Raw genomic sequence first — 21,388 nt, 5'->3', positions numbered from 1 at the left:
CCACCATGCCAGGCCGGGCGTCGTTCTTGCCAAGGAGCCCGCACCATGCCCTATGTGATCGCCGACGACCTGCCTGAGGCACCCGCCGGCCAGCGCTTCCGCGCCCTGCTCGACCGGCCGCAGATCCTGCGCATGCCGGGCGCGCATCTCGGCATCGCCGCGCTGCTGGCACGGAAGGCCGGCTTCGAGGCGCTGTACATGTCGGGCGCCGCCATGTCGGCCACCATGGGGCTTCCCGATCTCGGCATGATCACGGTCGATGACGTCGCCTGGCACATCCGCCAGGTCTCGCGCGCCGGCGGCCTGCCGGTGCTTGTCGATGGCGACACCGGCTATGGCGAGGCGCTGAACGTCATGCACATGGTGCGTGCCTTCGAGGAGGCCGGCGCCGGCGCCGTGCACCTCGAGGACCAGCTCCTGCCGAAGAAGTGCGGCCACCTCAACGACAAGAAGCTGGCCGATGCGCGCGACATGGCCGCCAAGGTCGCCGCGGCCCGCAAGGCCCGGCGCCATCTCTACCTGATCGCCCGCACCGACGCGGCGGCGAGCGAGGGCATCGACGGCGCCGTGGCGCGGGCGAAGCTCTACCTGGAGGCCGGGGCGGACGCGATCTTCCCCGAGGCGCTGACCACCCGCGAGATGTTCGAGGAGTTCGCCCGCCGCATGCCGGGCGTGAAGCTGCTCGCCAACATGACCGAGTTCGGCCGCACGCCCTTCTTCACCGCCGCCGAGTTCGAGGCCATGGGCTACGCCATGGTGATCTGGCCGGTGAGCCACCTGCGCGTCGCGGCCAAGGGGATGGAGGAGCTTTACGCCGCCATCACGCGGGATGGCGGCACGCAGAACATGCTGCAGCGCATGCAGACCCGGCAGGAGCTCTACGAAACCATCGACTACCACGCCTATGAGTCGCTGGATTCGACGCTGATCCGCACCGTTGTCCCCCAGGGCATGCCGCAGGGTAAGTCGCAGGATCGGTGAGGGGGGCGCGCCCCTCACCCACCCTTCACGCCGCCCGCCGTCAGCCCGGCGATGATCTGCTTCTGCGCCAGCAGCGTCAGCAGCAGCACCGGCAGCGTCACCAGCAGCGCCGCCGCCGCCAGCGGGCCCCAGGAGATCTGCTCGAAGGTCAGCATGTTGTTGACCGCGACGGGCAGCGTCCGTGTCTCCCGGCCCGCCAGCACCATGGCGAAGATGAAGTTGTTCCAGGAGAAGATGAAGGAGAGGATCACCGCGACGGTGATGCCCGGCATGGCCAGCGGCAGCGCGACATGGCGGAAGGCCTGCCAGATCGTCGCGCCATCGACCAGCGCCGCCTCCTCCAGCTCCGCCGGCAGCCCCTCGAAGAAGCCGATCATCACCCAGACCACGATCGGCACGGTGATGACGAGATGCGTGATGACGATCGGCGTCAGTGTGCCGGTCAGGCCCAGCCACTGGAACAGCAGGAAGAGCGGGATCAGGTAGGAAAGGCCGGGCGTGATGCGGGCGATCAGGATCAGCATCGCCGCCCGGGTCGCCTGCATCTTGGCGATGCCGTAGCCCGCCGGAACGCCGATCAGGATGGCGAGGCCGGTGGCGCTGAAGGAGACCAGGATCGAGTTCCAGGTGTACTTCAGGAAGTCGTTCCGCGAGAAGACCTCGATGAAGTTGTCCCAGACCAGCGGGTTCGGGATGAAGACCGGCGGGAAGGCGGTGTTGTCCAGTTCGGTCTTCATCGACAGCGACAGCATCCAGAGGAAGACCAGGATCGCCGGCGAGACGAGGAAGAGCACGGCGAGCGCGAAGCCCAGCTTCTCCAGCAGGCGCATCATGCCTTGACCCTCCCGCGCGTCCAGAGCAGCAGGGAGGCCAGGGCGACGATCAGGAGGAAGAAGACCACCACCACCGCGCTGGCATAACCCATGTTGTAGTAGGCGAAGCCCTGCAGGTAGAGGAAGATGTTGATGGTCTCGCTGCTGGTCCCCGGCCCGCCCTGGGTGATGACATAGATGGTGTCGAAGGCCTTCAGCGCGTCGATGGTGCGGATGATGAGTGCCACGACGATGAACGGCGCGAGCAGCGGCAGGGTGATGTGCCAGAAGGCCTGCAGCGCGCTGGCGCCGTCGATCTTGGCCGCCTCGTAGGGGTCCTGCGGCAGCGAGGCCAGGCCGCCCAGCACGATCAGCATGACCAGCGGCGTCCAGTGCCAGACCTCGACCATCACCAGGGTCGGGATGACGGTGGCGGGGTCGTAGATCCACATGCTGGGCGGCAGGCCGAACCAGGTCAGCAGCCAGTTCAGCACGCCGAGCTGGGGATGGAACATCATGGTCCAGACCAGCGCCACCGCCACCGGCGTCGCCATCATCGGCAGGATGAAGATGGTGCGCGCCAGGCCGCGCAGCGGAAACTTCCGGTTGAACACCAGCGCGCCGGCCACGCCGAGGATCATCGGCAGGATGACGGCCAGCGCGGTGAAGTACAGGGTCCGCAACATGGCCCAGTGGAAGCGCTCGTCGGTCAGGAGCTTGCGGTAGTTGTCGAGGCCGACGAAATGGTGGCCACCGCCGATCTTCCAGTCATGCGCCGACATGAAGAGGGTGAAGGCCCAGGGGAAGAGGATGACGGAGAGCACCACCACCCCGGCCGGAACCACGAACCACCAGTAGCGGCGCGCATAGTTCCGGCGCCGGCCCGGCGCGGCGGCCAGGGCAGGTGCGCCCATGGCCGCCGGCTTTCCCGATGTCACGCCCGACATGGCACGATCAGGTCGCCCGCTCGGATTGTTCCAGCACCGGGCGGAAGGCGTCGGTCGCGCGCTTCAGCTCGGCGGGGATGTCGGCCCCGGTGCCGATGGCGTTGGTCAGCGCAGTGCCGATGGTGTCGCGGAACTCCGTCACCGGCACGATCTCCGGCAGGCCGGGGCGCGCGATGCGGCTGCTCTGCGTCAGGGTCTCGAAGAACTCGCGCGGGAAGCGGCTGGAGGCGATCGCTTCCTCGTTGCGGAAGGCGCTCGCCCGGGCCGGCGCGCCGGCCCCGGAGGTCAGGTAGCGAAGCTGGTTTGCCTTGCCGGTCGCCCATTGCAGGTAGTACCAGCTCGCGCCCCTGCGCTGGCTCTGCTCGGCGATGCCGAAGGCGGTGCCGAACAGGCAGCAATGGTGGTGCGCCGGGCCGGCGGGCGAGACGGCGTAGCCCACCTTGCCGCCCGCCAGCCGCGAGCGCTTCGGGTCCTCCAGCGGCGCGGCGAAGCCCACGCCGTCGATCCAGAAGGCGGCACGGCCCTGCATGAAGGTGGTCTGGCACTCGTTCCAGTTGAAGCCGATGCTGCCCGGCGGGCCGCATTCGCGCATCAGCTTGGCATACATCTCGGTGGCCCAGACGGCGTCGGGCGTGTCGGTCAGCAGCTTCATCTCGGGGCTGACCGTGTCGCGCTGCTGCGTGCCGAGGAGGAAGGAGGACCAGAGCACGACATTGGCGTTGCGCAGGCCGCGGCCCACGAAGCCGTACTGCTGCTTCGACGGATCGGTCAGCGCCTTGGCCGCGGTGTAGAGCTCGTCGAAGGTCTTCGGCACCGCGATGCCCTTCGAGGCCAGCAGCTCCTTGTTGTAGTACATGACGAAGTAGTCGGTGAACTCGGGCAGCGTGTCCATGCGCCCGTCGGCCTGGGTCGAGTAGGCCACGGCGCCCTGGCCGAAATCGGCGAAGTCGAAGTCGGGCGCCGTCATCGTGGGATCGTTGATCAGCGTCTTGACGTCGGTGCACCACCTGGCGCGCCCCACCTGCCGCTTGCTGACATGCAGGCTGATGCCGACCACGTCGAAGGAAGGGCGGCCGGAGGCGAACTCGATGGCGAACTTCTGCCGGTGCTGCTGCTCCGGGATGGCCTCGGCACCGACGCGGATGCCGGTCAGCTCCTCGAACTCCTTCTGATGCTGGATCAGCAGGCTGGAGCGTGGATTGGCGGTCAGGCTGGCCTCGACCTTCTCGCCCTTGAAGCGCTTCCAGTCGAAGGCCTGCTGCGCCCCCACGCTTTCCACCAGGGCCGGCGCCGCCAACAGGCCAGCGGCCGCGCGCAAGGCCACGCGCCGCGTGATCTCGGACATGTGTTCATCCCTCCCAAGTCCCGGCTTCACCGGTTGTCCGGCCATGCTTTCACCGGCATGGCCCGGATGGCAAGCGGGATCGGAAGGCGGTACGGTTTTCGCCAAGCCTCACGAGGCACACAGCAGGAGGACGCCGCATGACCACCCTCTCCACCGCCCTGCCGGAGGATTGGCGGGATGGCCATTTCGCCCTCCGGGCCGAGGGGCCGGACGGGCCGATGGCCCTCGCCCTGGCGCGCGGCGCCGCCTTCGACATGACGCCTGCCTTCGGCACGGTCAGCGCCTGGCTGAACAGCGACCAGCCGCTGGAGGCGATCCCGGCGCGCGGCGCGCCCATCGCCCTCGACATTCCGGGCCTGCTGGCCGGCGAGGGCCCCCACCGCCTGCTGGCGCCCTTCGACCTGCAGGCGCTCAAGGCCTGCGGCGTGACCTATGCCCGCTCGATGCTGGAGCGCGTCATCGAGGAGCGGTGCCGGGGCGATGCCAGCCAGGCGGAGGCGGTGCGGGCCGAGGTGCGCGGCATCATCGGCGACGATATCGCGAGCCTCCGCCCCGGCAGCCCAGAGGCCATGGCGCTCAAGGAGAATCTGGTCGCGCGCGGCTGGTGGAGCCAGTACCTGGAGGTCGGCATCGGCCCGGATGCGGAAATCTTCACCAAGGCCCAGCCGCTCTCCGCCGTGCCCTCCGGCGCCAGGGTCGGCATCCATCCCGGCAGTTCCTGGAACAACCCCGAGCCCGAGGCGGTGCTGGCGATCGACGCGCGCGGCCGCATCCTGGGCGCCACGCTCGGCAACGACGTGAACCTGCGCGATGTCGAGGGCCGCTCCGCCCTGCTGCTCGGCCGCGCCAAGGACAACAACGCGGCCTGCGCCCTGGGTCCGGCCATCCGCCTCTTCGACGAGGGCTTCACGCTGGAGGATGTCCGGGCCGCCGGGATCACGCTGACCATCGAGGGGCCGGATGGCTTCCGGCTGGAGGAGAGCGGCCGCGTCGGCGCCATCAGCCGCGACCCGACCGAGATCGTCGACCAGCTCATCAACCCCCACCACCAGTACCCGGACGGCGCCGCGCTCTTCCTCGGCACGCCCTTCTCGCCGGCCGCCGACCGCGACGCGCCGGGGATGGGCTTCACACACCATGTCGGCGACGTCGTGCGCATCGCCAGCCCGCGCCTGGGTGCCCTGGTGAACACCGTGGACCGCACCGATGCCTGCCCGCCCTGGCGCTTCGGCATCGGCGCCCTGATGGCCAACCTGGTCAAGCGGGGATTGCCGCACGCATGACACGGGAGGAAACCGGCCGGCTCGATCGGGGCGACGGCACGCATCTCGCCTGGGCCCGCCTGCCGGGGCGCGGCCCCACCACGGTCTTCCTGACCGGCTTCCGCTCCGACATGGAGGGCAGCAAGGCCCTGGCGCTCCGCGACGCCTGCGCCGCCGAGGGCCGCGCCTTCCTGCGCTTCGACTACTCCGGCCATGGCGCCAGCGACGGCGCCTTCGAGGCCGGCTGCGTCGGCGAATGGGCGGAGGATGCCGCCACGGCGCTGGAGCGGCTGACCGAGGGGCCGCTGGTGCTGGTCGGCTCCTCCATGGGCGGCTGGATCTCGCTGCTCCTGGCGCGGCGCTGGGCGCGGCTTCCCGGCAGCCGCATCCGGGCCCTGCTCGGCATCGCCGCCGCGCCGGACTTCACCCGCAAGCTGATGTGGCCGAGCTTCACCGAGGCGCAGCGCGAGACCATCCTGCGGGAGGGCGTGCTGCATGTGGAGAGCCCCTATGGCCCTCCGGTGCCGATCACGCGCCGGCTGATCGAGGATGGCGCGAGGAACCTGCTGCTCGATGGCCCGATCGCCTTCGACGGGCCGGTGCGGCTGCTGCAGGGCATGCGCGACAACGAGGTGCCCTGGGAGATGGCGGCCGAGATCGCCGGCCATCTGACGACACAGGATGTCCGCGTCACCCTGGTGAAGGATGGCGACCACCGCCTGGCGCGGCAGCAGGATCTGGCGCTGATCGTGGCGACGCTGCGGGAGTTGCTGGGGGGATGAAGGGAGGAGCGGCCACCCCTTCCCGCCCGCTCACCCCATGATGCCGATCTGCCAGGGCACGAACTCGTGCTTGCCGACGCCGAGATCCTCGCTCTTGCTCCGTTCGCCGGAGGCGATGCGCAGGATGTGCTCGAAGATCCGCTGGCCCATCTCCTGCAGGCTGGCCGTGCCGTCGAGGATCTCGCCGCAATTGATGTCCATGTCCTCCTCCAGCCGGCGGTACATGGGCGTGTTGGTGGCGAGCTTGATCGATGGCGCCGGCTTGCAGCCGAACATCGAGCCGCGGCCGGTGGTGAAGCAGATGACGTTCGCCCCGCCCGCCACCTGACCGGTGGCCGAGACCGGGTCGAAGCCCGGGCTGTCCATGAAGACGAAGCCCGGCGTCGTCACCGGCTCGGCGTATTTGTAGACCTCCATCAGCGGGCCGGTGCCGCCCTTCATCGAGGAGCCGAGCGACTTCTCGAAGATATTGGCGAGGCCGCCGGCCTGGTTGCCGGGGCTGACCACGCCGTTGATCTGCGTGTCGCGCCCGGCGGCATACTCGTCCTTCCACCAGCGGATGCGCTCGATCAGCTTCTCGCCCACCGCCCGGCTGGCGGCGCGGCGTGTCAGCGTGTGCTCGACGCCGTAGATCTCCGGCGTCTCGGACAGGATCGCCGTGCCGCCGTGCCGGGTCAGGATGTCCATGGCATGGCCGAGGGCCGGATTGGCGGTGATCGAGGAGAAGCCGTCCGAGCCGCCGCATTGCAGCCCGACCATGATGTGGCTCGCGGGCACCGTCTGCCGCGTCACGGCATTGGCCTCGGCCAGCATCTCGCGCACGGCGGCGATGCCGGCCTCGATGCTCTTCCGCGTGCCGCCGGTCTCCTGCATGGTGAAGTGGCGCAGCTTCGGCCCCGCCGACAGGCCGTGCTCCTGCATCAGCCCGGCGATCTGGTTGCGCTCGCAGCCGAGGCCGATGACCAGCACGGCGGCGATGTTCGGGTGGCGGATGTAGCCGGCGAGCGTCCGCCGCAGCAGCTGCATCGGCTCGCCCGAAAGCTCCATGCCGCAGCCGGTCTGGTGCGTGAAGGCGGCGACGCCGTCGACATTGGGGAACTCGGCCAGGCGCTCGGCGGTGAAGTGATCGGCGATGTTCTGCACCACGGTCGCCGAGCAGTTCACCGTCGAGACGATGCCGATGTAGTTCCGCGTGCCGACGCGCCCGTCCCCGCGGACGATGCCCTGGAAGGTGGCGCGCTCCGCCTCCGGCACCATGGCGAGCGGCGCGTAGTCCTCGCAGAAGGCGTAGTCGCGGTCGAACTCGGTGAAGGTGATGTTGTGGCCGTGCAGCATGGTGCCGGCCGGCATGTCCTCGGCGGCGAAGCCGATGGTCACGTTGTACTTCAGGATCGGCTCGCCCTTGCGCAGATGGCGCGTGGCGATCTTGTAGCCGGCCTGGACCGCCTCGCGCGCCAGGACGTTCTCGCCGGGGATCGAGGTGCCCGCCTCCACCGGGATGCGGGCGACCACGACATTGTCGTTGGGATGCAGGCGGATGACGGGGCCGTTCAGCCGCTTGGCGGAAAGGTCGATGATGGACATGGGCGGACGTCCCTTATCGTTGATGCTTGAGGGTGGCCTGTCCGCCGGCGGGACCGCTGGACAAGCCACGGATACGACAATTCAGGTCACGGGCTCCGGCAGGGCGACGCCGAGGCGCCCGGCATAGGGGCGGAGCGACTCCAGGATGCCCTCGGCCAGCGGCACCCCCTCGCGCAGCGCGGCCTCGCGCTGGGCCAGGCCCTTCTCTCCGGGCAGGCGCACCCTCTCCACACCCGGGCGCGGCGCCGCGGCGCGGCAGGCGGCGACCGTATGGCCGGTCTGGCGGGTGAAGGCGCCGAGCCCGGCGAAGGCCTCAGGATCGATCACCTGCAGGAAGACGCTGGCCAGCATGCCACCGGCCCCGTCGGCGCGGCCGAAGCCGGAGAGGCCCTGGGTCAGCGCCTCGGTCATCAGCGCCCAGCCATAGCCCTTCTGCCCGTGATCGAGGCCGCCGGCGGGCAGTACCGTGCCGCCCCGGCCGATCACCGCCGGATCGTCGGTGGCATGGCCCTCGGCATCCATCAGCCATTTCTGCGGGAAGCGGCGGCCGAGCTTGGCCAGGCGCAGGCTCATGTTGTTGGTGGTGATGGAGGCGGAGATGTCGGTCACCACCGGCACGCTGCCGGTGGGAAAGCCGGCCGAGACCGGGTTGGGCGAGAGAACGCCCTGCCGGGCGCCGAAGGGCGCGACGCTGGCCGTCCCCGGGGCGCTGCTGTGCAGGATGCAGACCAGCCCCTCCGCCGCCGCCCGCGCGGAATAGACCGCGAGGCAGCCGATATGGTGGCTGTTGCCGATGGCGATGCTGACCGTGCCATGCTGCCGCGCCCGCTCCATGGCGAGGTCGAGCGCCGTCGTGGTCAGCCAGCCGCCCGGCAGGGCACGGCCGTTCCAGGCGAGGCACGCGCCGCGGTCGGAGAGCACCTCCGGCTCGCCATCGGGGCGCATCAGGCCGCTCTCGAGATCGTCCAGGTACTTCGGCACCAGGCCGAGACCATGCGTCACATGGCCCATCAGGTCGGATTCGACGAGCACCCCGGCCATGACATCGGCCTTGGCGGCCGGCACGCCCGCCGCCTGGAACAGGGCCGAGGCGAAGGCGCGCAGCCCGGTGGCGTCGTAAAGCGTCGGCGCGCTCACGCCGCAGCTCTCCGCAGCCCCGCATGGCGCGGCGATGATGTCATGTCCGTTCTCCCGTCCCAGTCATCCGATGATCGCATGGCAACCCCGGCGCCGCAACGCGGAGGCGGCGGCGTGGTCAGCCGAAGACCTCCTCCCAGGCCAGCCGCAGCGCCACGTCCACCTCGGCCATGCTGGGCGTGACGCCGAGCGCCCAGAGGCTGGTGACACCGTGCTGGCGGATGCCGCAGGGCACGATGCCGGCGAAGTGCGACAGGTCGGGATCGACATTGAGCGCGATGCCGTGCCAGCTCACCCAGCGGGTCACGCGCACGCCGATGGCGCCGATCTTGTCCTCCCGCCCGCGCGCCTGGTCCGCCACCCAGATGCCGACCCGCCCCTCGCGCCGCTCCCCGCGCACGTTGAAACGGTCCAGGGCGCGGATCATCCACTCCTCCAGCCCGTGCACGAAGGCGCGCACGTCGCGCGCCGGCACGCGGCCGTGCGGCCGCGTGAGGTCCAGCATGACGTAGGCGGTGCGCTGGCCGGGGCCGTGATAGGTCCATTGCCCGCCCCGCCCGGCGGCGTAGGTCGGGAAGCGCGCCTCGACGAGGCCGTCCGGCGTGGCCGAGGTGCCGGCCGTATAGGCGGGGCTGTGCTCGACCAGCCAGACCCGCTCCGGCGCGCCGTCCTGGCGGATGGCGGCCGCATGCGCCTCCATGGCCGCCAGGGCCTCCGGATAGGCGGTCAGACCGGGGGCGACGCGCCATTCGGGCGTGTCCGGGGCGGGAGCGGGAGCGGGGGCCGAAGAATTATCTTCCGCCGGCCCTCCGGGGGTTGTTGCTGTCTCCGAGATCATCGGCTATACGCCCGGCCCTGCCTGATACTTTCCCACGTGCGGTCGTGGCGGAATGGTAGACGCGTCAGCTTGAGGTGCTGGTGGGGGCAACCCCGTGGAAGTTCGAATCTTCTCGACCGCATATTTCCCTGAACCGTAATTCATCGCCCCGCCTGTCATCCGGCCCTGCTCCCTTGTGGCACTGTGCCGGCTCCGTCATCGTCCGGGGCACGGAGGTGCGCATGGACGATGATTTCCGCAAGGCGGCGCTGAACTACCACCAGCTGCCGCGCCCTGGAAAGCTCAGCGTCGAGCCGACCAAGCGGATGGCGACGCAGCGCGACCTGGCCCTGGCCTATTCCCCCGGCGTCGCCGCCGCCTGCGAGGCGATCGCGGCCGACCCCCGGGCCGCCTACGACATGACGGTGCGCGGCAACCTGGTCGCCGTGATCACCAACGGCACTGCCGTGCTCGGCCTCGGCGCCATCGGCGCCCTGGCCTCGAAGCCGGTGATGGAGGGCAAGGCCGTCCTCTTCAAGAAGTTCGCCGGCATCGATTCCATCGACCTCGAGGTGGACGAGCTCGACCCGGCGAAGTTCGTCGAGGCCGTGGCGGTGCTGGAGCCCAGCTTCGGCGCCATCAACCTCGAGGACATCAAGGCGCCGGAGTGCTTCGAGATCGAGCGCGCGCTCCGCGAGCGGATGAAGATCCCGGTCTTCCACGACGACCAGCACGGCACCGCCATCATCGTCGCCTCCGCCGTGCGCAACGGCCTGCTGCTGCAGGGCAAGCAGCTCGCCGAGGCGCGGATCGTCACCTCCGGCGGCGGCGCCGCCGCGCTGGCCTGCCTCGACCTGCTGGTGGCGATGGGCGCGAAGCGCGAGAACATCACCGTCACCGACATCAAGGGCGTGGTCTATGTCGGCCGCCCCGAGCTGATGGACCCCTACAAGGACCGCTACGCCCAGGCGACCACGGCGCGCACCCTCGAGGAGGTGCTGACCGGCGCCGATGTCTTCCTCGGCCTCTCGGCGCCACGGGTCCTGAAGGCGGAATGGCTGCCCAAGCTGGCGCCGCGCCCGCTGGTGCTGGCACTCGCCAATCCCGAGCCGGAGATCCTGCCCGAGGCGGTGCGCGCCGCCCGGCCGGACGCCATCGTCGCCACCGGCCGTTCGGACTATCCGAATCAGGTCAACAACGTCCTCTGCTTCCCCTTCATCTTCCGCGGCGCGCTGGATGCCGGGGCGACCACCATCAACGAGGCGATGAAGGTGGCCGCCGTCGAGGCCATCGCCCGCCTGGCGCGGATCGAGGCCTCCGAGGTGGTGGCCGCCGCCTATGGCGGGCAGGCGCCGATCTTCGGGCCGGACTACATCATCCCGAAGCCCTTCGACCCCCGGCTGATCCTGGAGATCGCGCCCGCCGTCGCGCGCGCGGCGATGGACAGCGGCGTCGCGACACGGCCGATCGCCGATTTCACCGCCTATCGCGAGACGCTGGAGCGCTTCGTCTACCGCTCGGGCGACCTGATGCGCCCGGTGGTCGAGGCGGCGCGCAAGCAGCCGCGCCGCGTCGCCTATTCCGAGGGCGAGGACGAGCGCGTGCTGCGCGCCGTGCAGTCGGTGCTGGATGACGGCGTGGCCGAGCCGGTGCTGATCGGCCGCCGCGCCGTGATCGCCGAGAAGGTCAGGACCATGGGCCTGCGCATGGATCTCGAGGAGAGCGTCCGTGTGCTCGACCCGGACGTCGATGACGAGATCTTCCTGCCGCTGATCGACATCTACCGGCAGAAGGTCGGCCGCCGCGGCGTGCCGCCGGATGCCTGCGAGCGTTTCGTCCGCACCCGCCCCTCGGTCGCCGCCTCCCTGCTGCTGGAGGGCGGCTATGTCGATGCCGCGCTGGTCGGCGGCCAGGGCGAATGGATGCGGATCTGGCACCAGGCGCATGACGTGATCGGCAAGCGCGAGGATGTCAGCCGCGTCTATGCGCTGACCGGCGTGATCCTGACGGCCGGCGTGCTGTTCTTCGTCGACACCCACCTGATCGTCGATCCGACGGCGGAGCAGGTGGCGGAGATGACGCTGCTCGCCTCCGAGCAGGTGCGCGCCTTCGGCCTGACGCCGCGCGTGGCCCTGCTCTCGCACTCCTCCTTCGGCGCCAGCGGCGCGCCCTCGGCGCGCAAGATGCGCGAGGCGCTGAAGCTGATCCAGGCCGCCGCGCCGGATCTGGAGGTGGATGGCGAGATGCACGCCGATGCGGCGCTGATCCCGGCGATCCGCGACCGGGCCGTGCATGCGTCCCCGCTGACCGAGACGGCCAACCTGCTGGTCATGCCGAACCTCGATGCCGCCAATATCGCCTACAATCTGGTGAAGGCGGCGGCGGACGGGTTGCAGGTCGGCCCCATCCTGCTGGGCATGCGCAAGCCGGTCCATGTCCTGGTGCCGAGCGTGACCGCGCGCGGCATCTCCAACATGACGGCGCTGGCCGTGACGCAGAGCTGAGGCTGGAGCGCTTTTCCGTCCGGCCGGGGCGGGGGGCGGTCTTTCACGGGCGGTCGGGCGAGGCCATCTTCGCAGGCATGGCGAATGTCCCTGCCCGCCCCGCCTCCGCCGCCGTCGCCGCCTTCCTGAAGCAGGCGGAGGGCCTCCCCGCCCTGCGCCCGGCGGTCCACCGTCCCGGGCGGCTAATCTTCGCTGTGGACGCGACGGCCAGCCGCCAGCCCGCCTGGGACCGCGCCAGCCATCTGCAGGGCGAGATGTTCCTGGCCGCCGCCGGTCATGGCGGCCTGGCGGTCCAGCTCGCCTATTACCGCGGCTTCGGCGAATTCGCCGCCACACCCTTCCTGGAGGATGGCGCGGAGCTGGCCCGGCGCATGTCCGGCGTCACCTGCCTCGGCGGCCAGACCCAGATCGGCGCGGTGCTCGCCCATGCCCTGGCGGAGACGGCGCGGGAGCGGGTGGCGGCGCTGGTCTTCGTCGGCGATGCCGTCGAGGAGGCGGCCGACCCGCTTTGCCACGCCGCCGGCCAGCTGGGCCTGCGCGGCACGCCCGCCTTCGTCTTCCAGGAGGGGGGAGATGCCCACGCCACGGCCATCCTGCGACAGATCGCCCGGCTCTCGGGCGGTGCTCATCATGCCCTCGACGCCGCCAGCCCCGCCACGCTGCGCGACCTGCTGCGCGCCGTCGCGGTCTTCGCCGCCGGCGGCCACGGGGCGCTGGCGCGGCTCGGCGGCGGCGCGGCGCGCGGTCTGATGGCGCAGCTTCCGGCCCCCCGCCGATGAGGCTGGCCAGCCGCGCCTGGATGGCGCCCCGCCCCCCTGTCCAGACCCGCACGCCTTGACCTGGATCCTCGCCGGGCTGGCGGTTCTGGTGCTGCTGGGCCTGACCGTGCACGGCTTCGCCACAGCCAGCGTGGCGCAGGTCCGGCGCGGCGGCGCCATCCTGCTTGCGGTCTTCGGCGCCGCCGCCTTCGGCCTGCTGGTCTACAGCGGACGGATGGCGCAGGCCGCGGCGGCGCTGCTGCCGATGGCGCCGCTGGCCCTGCAGCTCTGGCGCGGCTGGCGCCAGGCGCGCCGCTTCGGCGCCGCCCCCACCTCCGCCGGCAACACGACGCAGGTGGAGACGGAGACGCTGCTGATGCGCCTCGACCTCGGCAGCGGGCAGCTGTCCGGCCGGGTCCGCAGCGGACCGCAGGCCGGGCGCGAGCTGGGGGAGATGGCGCTGCCGGAGTTGCTGGCCCTGCTGCGGCACTGCCAGGAGGAGGATGCCGAAAGCCTTCCCCTGCTGGAGAACTGGCTCGACCACGCGCATCCCGGGTGGCGCGCGGAGGCCGGCGGCGGCCCGCAGGGGGAGGCGGCCGGGCACGACTGGGCCCTGGCGACGCTGGGGCTGACGGCCGGGGCGAGCCCGGCCGAGATCCGCGCGGCGCACCGGCGGCTGATGCAGGAGGCCCACCCCGATCGCGGCGGCCCGCCGGACCGCGCGGCGGCCCTGAACCGGGCCCGCGACATTTTATTGTCGTGACATTTTATTGCGATAATGGATTCAACCAGTGCGTGCTGCCCGCGATTGCGGCAGGATCGGTGCCATGGCAAAGCTCTGCCATCGCAGCCTTAGTTCTGCCGTTTCCTGGCGGCAGAAGAGGTTCTGACCACAGCCTGAAGGATCAGCCGAGTGACGAAACCGCTGAAGAAGGCCGTGCTGCCCGTCGCGGGCCTGGGCACGCGCTTCCTGCCCGCCACGAAGGCCCTGGCCAAGGAGATGCTTCCGGTCGTTGACAAGCCTCTTATTCAGTACGCGGTGGAGGAGGCGCGGGCCGCCGGGATCGACCAGTTCTGCTTCGTCACCGGCCGTGGCAAGACCGCCATCGTCGAGCATTTCGACGTCGCCTACGAGCTTGAGCGCACGTTGCTGGAGCGCGGCAAGAACGAGCTTCTGGAGGAGCTGCGCCAGCAGGCCCAGCTGCCCGGCTCCATCACCACGGTGCGCCAGCAGGTTCCGATGGGCCTCGGCCATGCCATCTGGTGCGCCCGCTCCTTCATCGGGGACGATCCCTTCGCCATCCTGCTGCCCGACGACCTGATGCTCTGCGACACGTCCTGCACCAAGCAGCTCGCGGACGCCTATCTCGAGACGGGCGGCAATGTCGTCGCCATCGAGGAGGTCCCGATGGAGCGCGTCAACAAGTATGGCGTGCTGGACATCCAGGAGGACAAGGGCAGGCTGGTCTCGGTCAGGGGCCTGGTCGAGAAGCCCAAGGTCGAGGACGCCCCTTCCAACCTCACCGTCATCGGCCGCTACGTGCTGATGCCGGAGGTGCTGACGCACCTGTCCAGGATGGAGAAGGGGGCCGGCGGCGAGGTGCAGCTGACCGATGCCATGGCCAAGCTGATCGGCTCCCAGCCCTTCCATGGCCTGCGCTACGAGGGCCGCCGCTTCGACTGCGGCGACAAGGTGGGGTTCCTGGAGGCGCAGATCGCCTTCGCCCTGCAGCGGCCCGACATCGCCAAGGCGGTGCACGACTTCCTGCCGAAATACGTCTGATCGCGCCGGAGCCGGAAACCCGCCCGCCCGCCGGGCGGTTTCCCGCTCCCGACCGCCTGCACCTGAAGAAGGCCAAGCTGGATGAGCAATTTCCGCCACGACTTCCACCCCACCTCCCTGCGCGAGTACGACATCCGCGGCATCGTCGGCAGAACCCTGTCCGGCGCGGATGCCTTCGCCATCGGCCGCTGCTTCGGCAGCATTGTCGCGCGGGGCGGCGGGAAGAAGGTGGCGGTGGGCTATGACGGCCGCCTCTCCTCCCCCGAGCTGGAGGAGCAGCTGGTCGCCGGGCTGGTCGCCTGCGGCCTCGAGGTGGCCCGCATCGGCTGCGGCCCGACGCCGATGCTCTACTACGCCGCCTATGCGCTGGGCGCCGACGGCGCCGCCATGGTCACCGGCAGCCACAACCCGCCGGACTACAACGGCTTCAAGATGATGCTCGGCAAGAAGCCCTTCTTCGGCCAGCAGATCCAGGAGATCGGCCGGATGGCGGCGGCGGGCGACGTGGTGCCCGAGGCCTCCGGCTCCTCCACCCAGGTCGATGTCTCCGAGGAGTACATCGCGCGCCTGCTGAAGGATTATGACGGCGGCGACCGCGCGCTGAAGGTGGTGTGGGACCCGGGCAACGGCTCCGGCGCCGAGATCACGCGGCGGCTGGTGGCGAAGCTGCCGGGCGAGCACATCGTCATCAACGGCGAGATCGACGGCCGCTTCCCGAACCACCATCCCGACCCGACCGTGCTCAAGAACCTGGCGCAGATCATCGCCAAGGTGCGCGAGACCGGGGCCGATCTCGGCATCGCCTTCGACGGCGACGCCGACCGCATCGGCGCCGTGGACGGCGAGGGCAACATGCTGTTCGGCGACCAGCTCCTGGTGGTGCTGGCGCGCGACGTGCTGAAGAACCATCCGGGCGGCACCATCATCGCCGACGTCAAGGCGAGCCAGGTGCTGTTCGACGAGGTCGCCCGGGCGGGCGGCACGCCGCTGATGTGGAAGACCGGCCACAGCCTGATCAAGGCCAAGATGGCCGAGACCCGCGCGCCGCTGGCCGGCGAGATGTCGGGCCACATCTTCTTCGCCGACAAGTGGTACGGCTTCGACGACGCGCCCTATTCGGCGGTGCGCCTGCTCGGCATCGTGGCGCGCGCCAGCGAATCCTTGGCGCAGATGCGCGACGCCCTGCCCAAGGTCATCAACACCCCGGAGCTGCGCTTCGATTGCCCGGATGAGCGCAAGTTCGGCGTCATCCAGGAGGTCAAGGACCGCCTGGCGAAGTCCGGCGCCCAGGTGAACGACGTGGACGGCGTCCGCGTGCTGACCGAGGATGGCTGGTGGCTGCTGCGGGCCTCCAACACCCAGGCGGTGCTGGTCGCGCGCGCCGAGGCCCGCTCGGAGGAAGGGCTGGAGCGGCTGAAGGCGCTGCTGGCCGAGCAGGTCGAGGCCTCGGGCCTCGCCGCACCGGACTTCTCTGGAGAGAATGCCGGACACTGATCCGGTCTTCGTCCGCGGCACGCCGCCGGATGGCGGCGTGCCGCGGCCCGCGCCCGCTCATTGCGGGTGCAGCGGCGGCACGCGCCGCCAGCCCTTCGGCCGCCGCACCGTCTCGCGCATGTAGGTGAAGACGCCCGCGAGGATGATGATGGCGACGCCCAGCGCCATCACCGGCTCGAGCGGGTCGTCGAAGACCAGGTAGCCGAAGGCGATGGCCCAGAGCATCTGGCTGTACTGCGTGGGGGCCACCAGCGTCGCCGGAATCCGCGCCGAGGCCAGCATGACCAGGATGTTCCCCGCCGCCGCCAGCAGGCCATAGCCCAGCAGCCAGACCCACTGCGCCGGCGTCGGCCAGACGAATCCGGGGAGCATCAGCAGGCCGCCCGTGACGATCGGGCCCAGCAGCCCCGCGCCATAGAGCGACATCCGCTTCTCGCTCTGGCCATGGGCGCGGAGCATGACCACGGTGACCGCGCCCGAGAGGCCCCCCACCGCCGCGCCCAGATGACCGATGCCGAGGTCACGGAAGCCCGGGCGCAGCACCACCAGCACGCCGACGAAGCCCATGAGCACCGCACCCCAACGGCGCCAGCCGACCTGCTCCTTCAGCAGGACGACGGAGAGCAGGGTCACGAAGGTCGGCATCAGGAACAGCAGCGAGAAGGCCTCGGCCATGGAGAGATGGGTGAAGGCGGTCACGCTGCCGAGGCTGCCGGTGGCGGCGGCGGCGGCGCGCACCCACCACATCAGCCGCCTGTTGGCATGGAAGACATCCCGCAGCCGCTCCCCCCGCCGGCGCAGCAGCGGCAGGGCGAGCAGGCCCGACAGCGCGCCGAAGAAGACCGCCTCATAGGGGCTGAGCGCGCCCTCCAGCAGCTTCACCGAGGCATCGCTGGCGGCGTAGGCGGCATAGGCCAGGAAGGCGAGCAGGATGCCCGGCGCGGTGGATCGGTCCATGGACGGGCGGGGCTCCGGAGGGCACGCGATTCGCCGGCCTGGCCGGCACCGGCGCTATGTTGCACCGCGGCAGGCGCCATGACAGTGCCCCGGCAATGACAGTTCAGTGCCGCCCGGGCGGCATTCCCGCCCCCGACCCCCTGGCCTAGACTGCCGCCTCCCCTTCGCCGGAGTCCCGAGGCCATGCCGCAGATCCCGCCCGCCGAACCCGGCATGCGCGAGGAGGAGGTCGATACCCCCGCCCTGATCCTCGACCTCGACGCCTTCGAGGCCAATCTGGACGCCATGGCCGCCTTCCTCGCCCCGACCGGGGCGCGGCTCCGTGCCCATGCGAAGACGCACAAATGCCCCGTGGTCGCGCTGCAGCAGATCCGCCGCGGCGCGGTCGGGCAGTGCGTGCAGAAGGTGGCCGAGGCCGAGGCGCTGGCCTGGGGCGGTGTCGGCGACATCCTGGTCAGCAACGAGGTCGTGGCGCCGCGCAAGCTGGCGCGGCTGGCGGCGCTGTCGCGAATCAGCAAGGTGGCGCTCTGCGCCGATGACGCCGGGGCCGTGGAACGGATCGAGCAGGCCGCCGAGGCGGCCGGGACGCGCCTGCCCGTGCTGGTGGAGATCGATGTCGGCGCCGGCCGTTGCGGCGTCGCGCCGGGGCCCGAGGCCGTGGCCCTGGCGCAGCGCATCGCCGGCAGCCCGCACCTGATCTTCGGCGGCCTGCAGGCCTATCACGGCCGCGCCCAGCACATCCGCAGCCCGGCCGGCCGGGCCGAGGCGATCGGAGGCGCCATCGAGCGGACGCGACGCACCGTCGAGCAGCTCCGCCAGCAGGGGTTGGACTGCGCCATCATCGGCGGCGGTGGCACCGGCACCTTCCGCCACGAGGCCGGGAGCGGCGTCTTCAACGAGATCCAGGCCGGCTCCTATGCCTTCATGGACGCCGACTACGCCGCCAACGAGGAGGCGCCGCCGTTCCGCCAGTCGCTTTTCGTGCTGGCGCAGGTGATGAGCACGCCAAAGCCGGGCCTCGCCGTGGTCGATGCCGGCCACAAGGCGGTGCCGACCGATTCCGGCTTCCCGAAGGTCTGGGGGCGCGAGGGCCTGCGCTATGCCGGCGCCTCGGATGAGCACGGCAATATCGCCATCGAGGGCGGCGCCCGTCCCGCGCTGGGCGAGACGCTGCGGCTGGTGCCGGGCCACTGCGACCCGACCATCGACCGCTATGACTGGTTCGTGGGCGTGCGGGGTGGCCGGGTGGAGTGCCTCTGGCCGATCACGGCACGGGGCGGCATGGCCTGAGGCCCGGCTCCCCGCCTGGGGGGTCTGTGAGCGCGCGCACATCGGCTCGGTCCGGCACGGAGCCAACCTGGCCCTGCCGTCAGGATGACGGCCAGGAGCCGGTCCGGACCGCGCGGCGGCTCCCGCCCTTCGGCATCGGGAGACCCATCTCATGCGCTCACTGCGATCACGCCTGGCCACCTGCCTGCTCGGCGGTTGCCTCGCCCTGTCGGCTGCCGGCCAGGCCAAGGCGCTCGACGACCTCATCTTCTACGAGGGCAACGGCTGCACCCAGGATATCGTCTTCACCTACGATTCCCGCGTCGCGCGCAACGACAACTGCAAGCGCAGCGGACCCTGCGACGGCGACAACGACGAGGCCCGTTCGTTGCGGATCCTGAAGTCCGCGGCGATGAACACGCGAATCGTCGTCTTCGACAGCCCCGATGCCCGGCAGGACGACGACTTCACCGTCATCGACATCCTGCGGCCCGACTTCATGGAGGATCAGGGCTACTGCCTGCGGTCCTTCGAGCAGAACTTCGACACGCCGCGCGAGAACCAGGGCATCCTGGTCGACTACGTCCGCAAGAACGGGCTGGACGGGAAGATCTCCCGGGTGCGGGTGATCCCGAACGGCACCGGCGGCTGAACCCTCCCGGCGCGACCCCGCGTACGGGGCCGCGCCGCCGCCCGCCTCAGGCCTTCCGGGTCAGCAGGAACAGGGCCTGTTCCCCGAAGAGATTGGCCAGGCCGACGGAGCGCTTCCAGGGCGCCCGCAGCCCCCGCTCGTCCACCGCCAGCCAGTCCTCGACCGCGTAGCCGTCCTGCTCGCAGAGGTCGAAGAAGTCGAGGATGGTGCAGGGGTGGATGTTCGGCGTCTCGTACCAGGGCCGGCCCCAGGTCGAGGTCATCGGCATGCGGCCGGTCAGCAGCAGCTTCAGCCGCACCTCCCAATGGCCGAAGTTCGGGAAGGAGACGACGGCGTGCCGACCGATGCGAAGCATCTGCCGCAGCACCTCGCGCGGCTTCTCCACCGCGTGGATGGTGCGGGAGAGGACGACGTAATCGAAGGCGTCGGCCGGATAGGAGGCCAGGTCGTTGTCGGCGTCGCCATGGATCACCGCCAGCCCCTGCGCCACGGCGGCGCTGGCCTGGGCCATGTCGATCTCGATGCCGCGCGCATCCGCGCCCTTCTCGCGCTCCAGATGCTCGAGCAGCGCCCCATCGCCGCAGCCGATGTCGAGGACCGTGCTGCCGGGTGCGATCATCTCCGCGATCAGCCGCAGGTCGAGCCGCATGTTCTTGGCGACGTAGCGGACCGGGGCGGCGGTATCGGACAAGGCGGGGTTCCTGCCGGGCGGGAAACGGGCCGGATCGATACCCCCTGCCGCGCGGCAAGGCAAACCGGAGGGGGCAGACCGGGAGGCGGAAACGACAAAGGGGCCCGGAGGCCCCTCGTCACGTGCCGGCCGGCGCGGCCGGTCTCAGGCGGCGCGCAGCGCCCGCGGCAGGTCGGCCACGGCGGCATCGATCAGCCTGGCATCCTGCTTGGCGTCCAGCGTCTCGGCGATGACCTCGCGCGCGGCGGCGGCGGCCACGGCGGCGGCGGCCTGGCGCACCTCGGCCAGGGCCCCGGCCTCGGCGGCCTGGATGCGCTCCAGGGCCATGCGCTCGCGGCGCTTGGCGGTCGCCTCGGCCTCGGCGGCGGTGGCGGCGGACAGGCGCTCGGCCTCCGCCTTGGCGCGGGCGATCAGCGCCGTCGCCTCGCTCTGCGCGGCGGCACGGTCGGCCTCCGCCTGGCGGCGCATCGCCTCGGCCTCGCCGCGCAGGCGGGCGGCCTCGTCGAGATCGGCGCGGATCTTGGCGGCGCGGGCGTCCAGCGCCTCGGTCGCTTTGGTCCACATGGTGCGGCCGAGCAGCACCACGAAGATGATGAAGGAGACCGCGACCCAGAAGGTCGGGTTCAGCCAGAAATGCTCGTAATGATGCATCGCGCCCTCCTCAGGCCCGGCCCTGGGCCGCCAGCTCGCGCTGCACGGCGGCGGCGACGGCGGGCTCGTTCTTCAGGCCGGTCAGCCGCGTCACCAGCGCATTGGCGGTGTCGGTCGCGACCTCGCGCAGCGCGCCCATGGCGGTGTCGCGGGCCGTGTTGATGCGGGCCTCGGCGGCCTCGATCTGCTGGTTCAGCCGGGCGTTCAGCTCGGCGCCCCGGGCCGCGGCCTCGGCCTGGGCGGACTGCGTCGCCTCGGCGATGGCGGCCTGGCTCTCGGCGCGGGCGCGGGCGGTGGCGGCGCGGTGCGCCTCCATGGCGGCGTCGGCCTCGGACTTGGCGGCCCGCGCGGCCTCGAGGTCGCCCTCGATGCGGTTGCGGCGCTCCTCCAGCACGGAAGCGACGCGCGGCAGGGCGATGCTCGACAGGACGTAGTAGAAGACGCCGAAGATGATCAGCAGCCAGACGATCTGGGCGAGCATCAGCGGATTGGCGAAGTCCAGCTGCGGCATGCCGCCGGAGGCTTCCGCCGCCGCCACCGACTGGGCCTCAAGGCCGTCGGGCACCGCCGTCGCCGCCAGCGCCATCTGGGCGCCGAGGCTGTAGAGAGCGGCCGTCACGCCGGCCAGGGTCATCCGCTTCATCATCTGCATCCCTGCAATTCGCGCACCGGTTCGGAGGGGCACGGCGCCATGGCCGCGCCCCTCCTTCACTTCACCCGGCGGATCAGGTGAACAGGATCAGGAAGGCGATCAGCAGCGCGAAGAGCGCCACGGCCTCCGTCAGGGCGAAGCCCAGGATGCCGATGGGGAACACGGTGTCGCGCGAGGCCGGGTTGCGGGCCACGGACGCGATCAGCGTCGAGAAGATGTTGCCGAGCGCGAGGCCGACGCCGAACAGGGCGAGGACGGCAATACCGGCGCCGATCGCCTTCGCAGCAAGCACGATTTCCATCAGAGGTAT

The 21,388-nt window shown here is 70.8% G+C and carries 21 protein-coding genes and 1 tRNA gene; 11 read left to right on the top strand and 11 right to left on the bottom strand.

Translation table 11 applies throughout. The features are described 5' to 3' along the window. Positions 1-45: 45 nt before the first annotated feature. Positions 46-981: a methylisocitrate lyase gene (prpB, locus tag ACF3NH_RS12550; RefSeq protein WP_422923215.1), complete on the top strand. Its 936-nt coding sequence runs from the start codon at positions 46-48 to the stop codon at positions 979-981. 14 nt (positions 982-995) lie between these two features. On the opposite strand, the gene ACF3NH_RS12545 is transcribed toward prpB, so the two are convergent. Genes ACF3NH_RS12545 through ACF3NH_RS12535 form a run of 3 tightly spaced genes read right to left on the bottom strand, consistent with a single transcriptional unit; the run spans position 996 to position 4,085 of the window. Further along, positions 996-1,814, bottom strand: coding sequence for a carbohydrate ABC transporter permease (locus ACF3NH_RS12545; RefSeq protein ID WP_422923213.1), 819 nt, complete (start codon positions 1,812-1,814; stop codon positions 996-998). Further along, entirely contained in the window at positions 1,811-2,707 is an 897-nt protein-coding gene (locus ACF3NH_RS12540) for a carbohydrate ABC transporter permease (protein ID WP_422923211.1), read from the bottom strand. Before ACF3NH_RS12540 ends, ACF3NH_RS12545 begins: the two co-directional genes overlap by 4 nt. A 40-nt stretch (positions 2,708-2,747) precedes the next feature. After that, on the bottom strand, positions 2,748-4,085 hold the full coding sequence (locus ACF3NH_RS12535) for an extracellular solute-binding protein (protein WP_422923209.1): 1,338 nt from the start codon (positions 4,083-4,085) through the stop codon (positions 2,748-2,750). 137 nt (positions 4,086-4,222) lie between these two features. Here ACF3NH_RS12535 and ACF3NH_RS12530 point away from each other — a divergent pair, with 137 nt between their 5' ends. Together ACF3NH_RS12530 and ACF3NH_RS12525 are read left to right on the top strand one after the other, a co-directional pair. Further along, complete coding sequence (locus ACF3NH_RS12530; protein ID WP_422923207.1) at positions 4,223-5,368, top strand: fumarylacetoacetate hydrolase family protein; 1,146 nt, start codon at positions 4,223-4,225, stop codon at positions 5,366-5,368. Beyond that, on the top strand, positions 5,365-6,129 hold the full coding sequence (locus ACF3NH_RS12525) for an alpha/beta hydrolase (RefSeq protein ID WP_422923205.1): 765 nt from the start codon (positions 5,365-5,367) through the stop codon (positions 6,127-6,129). Before ACF3NH_RS12530 ends, ACF3NH_RS12525 begins: the two co-directional genes overlap by 4 nt. Positions 6,130-6,159: 30 nt before the next feature. Here the strand turns inward: ACF3NH_RS12525 and ACF3NH_RS12520 are convergent, their stop codons facing one another. The 3 genes from ACF3NH_RS12520 to lipB all read right to left on the bottom strand — a co-directional run bounded on the left by ACF3NH_RS12520 (position 6,160) and on the right by lipB (position 9,688). Further along, positions 6,160-7,713, bottom strand: coding sequence for a UxaA family hydrolase (locus ACF3NH_RS12520; protein WP_198366571.1), 1,554 nt, complete (start codon positions 7,711-7,713; stop codon positions 6,160-6,162). Between the two features lie 81 nt (positions 7,714-7,794). Next, positions 7,795-8,850: an Ldh family oxidoreductase gene (locus ACF3NH_RS12515; protein WP_422923202.1), complete on the bottom strand. Its 1,056-nt coding sequence runs from the start codon at positions 8,848-8,850 to the stop codon at positions 7,795-7,797. 118 nt (positions 8,851-8,968) lie between these two features. After that, a complete protein-coding gene (lipB, locus tag ACF3NH_RS12510) occupies positions 8,969-9,688 on the bottom strand; it encodes a lipoyl(octanoyl) transferase LipB (protein WP_422923200.1) in 720 nt (239 codons plus the stop codon). Positions 9,689-9,726: 38 nt separating this feature from the next. Here lipB and ACF3NH_RS12505 point away from each other — a divergent pair. The 6 genes from ACF3NH_RS12505 to pgmG all read left to right on the top strand — a co-directional run bounded on the left by ACF3NH_RS12505 (position 9,727) and on the right by pgmG (position 16,206). Continuing rightward, positions 9,727-9,809 (top strand) — tRNA-Leu (locus ACF3NH_RS12505). A gap of 100 nt (positions 9,810-9,909) precedes the next feature. Continuing rightward, a complete protein-coding gene (locus tag ACF3NH_RS12500) occupies positions 9,910-12,171 on the top strand; it encodes an NADP-dependent malic enzyme (RefSeq protein ID WP_198366568.1) in 2,262 nt (753 codons plus the stop codon). Positions 12,172-12,248: 77 nt separating this feature from the next. Then, the gene (locus ACF3NH_RS12495; RefSeq protein WP_198366567.1) at positions 12,249-12,950 is read left to right on the top strand and encodes a vWA domain-containing protein; all 702 of its coding nucleotides are present in this window, start codon (positions 12,249-12,251) and stop codon (positions 12,948-12,950) included. Between the two features lie 55 nt (positions 12,951-13,005). Beyond that, positions 13,006-13,692 carry a J domain-containing protein gene (locus ACF3NH_RS12490; protein ID WP_422923197.1) on the top strand — a complete coding sequence of 229 codons (687 nt, stop codon included), beginning with the start codon at positions 13,006-13,008 and terminating at the stop codon, positions 13,690-13,692. Between the two features lie 150 nt (positions 13,693-13,842). Beyond that, entirely contained in the window at positions 13,843-14,712 is an 870-nt protein-coding gene (gene galU / locus ACF3NH_RS12485; RefSeq protein ID WP_422923195.1) for a UTP--glucose-1-phosphate uridylyltransferase GalU, read from the top strand. Positions 14,713-14,793: 81 nt separating this feature from the next. Further along, positions 14,794-16,206, top strand: a complete 1,413-nt coding sequence (pgmG, locus tag ACF3NH_RS12480; protein WP_422923193.1) for a phosphoglucomutase/phosphomannomutase PgmG — start codon at positions 14,794-14,796, stop codon at positions 16,204-16,206. A gap of 57 nt (positions 16,207-16,263) precedes the next feature. On the opposite strand, the gene ACF3NH_RS12475 is transcribed toward pgmG, so the two are convergent. Further along, the gene (locus ACF3NH_RS12475; RefSeq protein ID WP_422923191.1) at positions 16,264-17,163 is read right to left on the bottom strand and encodes a DMT family transporter; all 900 of its coding nucleotides are present in this window, start codon (positions 17,161-17,163) and stop codon (positions 16,264-16,266) included. Positions 17,164-17,346: 183 nt separating this feature from the next. Here ACF3NH_RS12475 and ACF3NH_RS12470 point away from each other — a divergent pair, with 183 nt between their 5' ends. Then, a complete protein-coding gene (locus ACF3NH_RS12470; protein ID WP_198366562.1) occupies positions 17,347-18,453 on the top strand; it encodes a DSD1 family PLP-dependent enzyme in 1,107 nt (368 codons plus the stop codon). 151 nt (positions 18,454-18,604) lie between these two features. Beyond that, entirely contained in the window at positions 18,605-19,084 is a 480-nt protein-coding gene (locus ACF3NH_RS12465; protein ID WP_198366561.1) for a hypothetical protein, read from the top strand. A 46-nt stretch (positions 19,085-19,130) separates the two neighbouring features. On the opposite strand, the gene metW is transcribed toward ACF3NH_RS12465, so the two are convergent. The 4 genes from metW to ACF3NH_RS12445 form a co-directional block, all read right to left on the bottom strand. Further along, complete coding sequence (gene metW / locus ACF3NH_RS12460) at positions 19,131-19,733, bottom strand: methionine biosynthesis protein MetW (protein WP_198366603.1); 603 nt, start codon at positions 19,731-19,733, stop codon at positions 19,131-19,133. Positions 19,734-19,919: 186 nt separating this feature from the next. Continuing rightward, positions 19,920-20,426, bottom strand: a complete 507-nt coding sequence (locus ACF3NH_RS12455) for a F0F1 ATP synthase subunit B family protein (protein WP_422923189.1) — start codon at positions 20,424-20,426, stop codon at positions 19,920-19,922. Between the two features lie 10 nt (positions 20,427-20,436). Next, on the bottom strand, positions 20,437-21,069 hold the full coding sequence (locus ACF3NH_RS12450; protein WP_422923187.1) for a F0F1 ATP synthase subunit B family protein: 633 nt from the start codon (positions 21,067-21,069) through the stop codon (positions 20,437-20,439). Positions 21,070-21,151: 82 nt separating this feature from the next. Further along, complete coding sequence (locus ACF3NH_RS12445) at positions 21,152-21,379, bottom strand: ATP synthase subunit C family protein (RefSeq protein WP_076959667.1); 228 nt, start codon at positions 21,377-21,379, stop codon at positions 21,152-21,154. Positions 21,380-21,388 lie beyond the last annotated feature (9 nt).

Source organism: Pseudoroseomonas sp. WGS1072 (genome assembly GCF_049340465.1).
GTDB lineage: Bacteria > Pseudomonadota > Alphaproteobacteria > Acetobacterales > Acetobacteraceae > Pseudoroseomonas.
The sequence above is the reverse complement of the archived record's forward strand: the minus strand, read 5'-3'. Positions and strand labels throughout refer to the sequence as shown.

Excerpts from the sequence above, each read along its gene's own strand:
- prpB (WP_422923215.1), top strand. The coding sequence starts at position 46 with ATGCCCTATGTGATCGCCGACGACCTGCCTGAGGCACCCGCCGGCCAG.
- ACF3NH_RS12545 (WP_422923213.1), bottom strand. The coding sequence starts at position 1,814 with ATGATGCGCCTGCTGGAGAAGCTGGGCTTCGCGCTCGCCGTGCTCTTC.
- ACF3NH_RS12540 (WP_422923211.1), bottom strand. The coding sequence starts at position 2,707 with ATGGGCGCACCTGCCCTGGCCGCCGCGCCGGGCCGGCGCCGGAACTAT.
- ACF3NH_RS12535 (WP_422923209.1), bottom strand. The coding sequence starts at position 4,085 with ATGTCCGAGATCACGCGGCGCGTGGCCTTGCGCGCGGCCGCTGGCCTG.
- ACF3NH_RS12530 (WP_422923207.1), top strand. The coding sequence starts at position 4,223 with ATGACCACCCTCTCCACCGCCCTGCCGGAGGATTGGCGGGATGGCCAT.
- ACF3NH_RS12525 (WP_422923205.1), top strand. The coding sequence starts at position 5,365 with ATGACACGGGAGGAAACCGGCCGGCTCGATCGGGGCGACGGCACGCAT.
- ACF3NH_RS12520 (WP_198366571.1), bottom strand. The coding sequence starts at position 7,713 with ATGTCCATCATCGACCTTTCCGCCAAGCGGCTGAACGGCCCCGTCATC.
- lipB (WP_422923200.1), bottom strand. The coding sequence starts at position 9,688 with ATGATCTCGGAGACAGCAACAACCCCCGGAGGGCCGGCGGAAGATAAT.
- ACF3NH_RS12500 (WP_198366568.1), top strand. The coding sequence starts at position 9,910 with ATGGACGATGATTTCCGCAAGGCGGCGCTGAACTACCACCAGCTGCCG.
- ACF3NH_RS12495 (WP_198366567.1), top strand. The coding sequence starts at position 12,249 with ATGGCGAATGTCCCTGCCCGCCCCGCCTCCGCCGCCGTCGCCGCCTTC.
- pgmG (WP_422923193.1), top strand. The coding sequence starts at position 14,794 with ATGAGCAATTTCCGCCACGACTTCCACCCCACCTCCCTGCGCGAGTAC.
- ACF3NH_RS12475 (WP_422923191.1), bottom strand. The coding sequence starts at position 17,163 with ATGGACCGATCCACCGCGCCGGGCATCCTGCTCGCCTTCCTGGCCTAT.
- ACF3NH_RS12470 (WP_198366562.1), top strand. The coding sequence starts at position 17,347 with ATGCCGCAGATCCCGCCCGCCGAACCCGGCATGCGCGAGGAGGAGGTC.
- ACF3NH_RS12465 (WP_198366561.1), top strand. The coding sequence starts at position 18,605 with ATGCGCTCACTGCGATCACGCCTGGCCACCTGCCTGCTCGGCGGTTGC.
- metW (WP_198366603.1), bottom strand. The coding sequence starts at position 19,733 with ATGCGGCTCGACCTGCGGCTGATCGCGGAGATGATCGCACCCGGCAGC.
- ACF3NH_RS12455 (WP_422923189.1), bottom strand. The coding sequence starts at position 20,426 with ATGCATCATTACGAGCATTTCTGGCTGAACCCGACCTTCTGGGTCGCG.
- ACF3NH_RS12450 (WP_422923187.1), bottom strand. The coding sequence starts at position 21,069 with ATGAAGCGGATGACCCTGGCCGGCGTGACGGCCGCTCTCTACAGCCTC.
- ACF3NH_RS12445 (WP_076959667.1), bottom strand. The coding sequence starts at position 21,379 with ATGGAAATCGTGCTTGCTGCGAAGGCGATCGGCGCCGGTATTGCCGTC.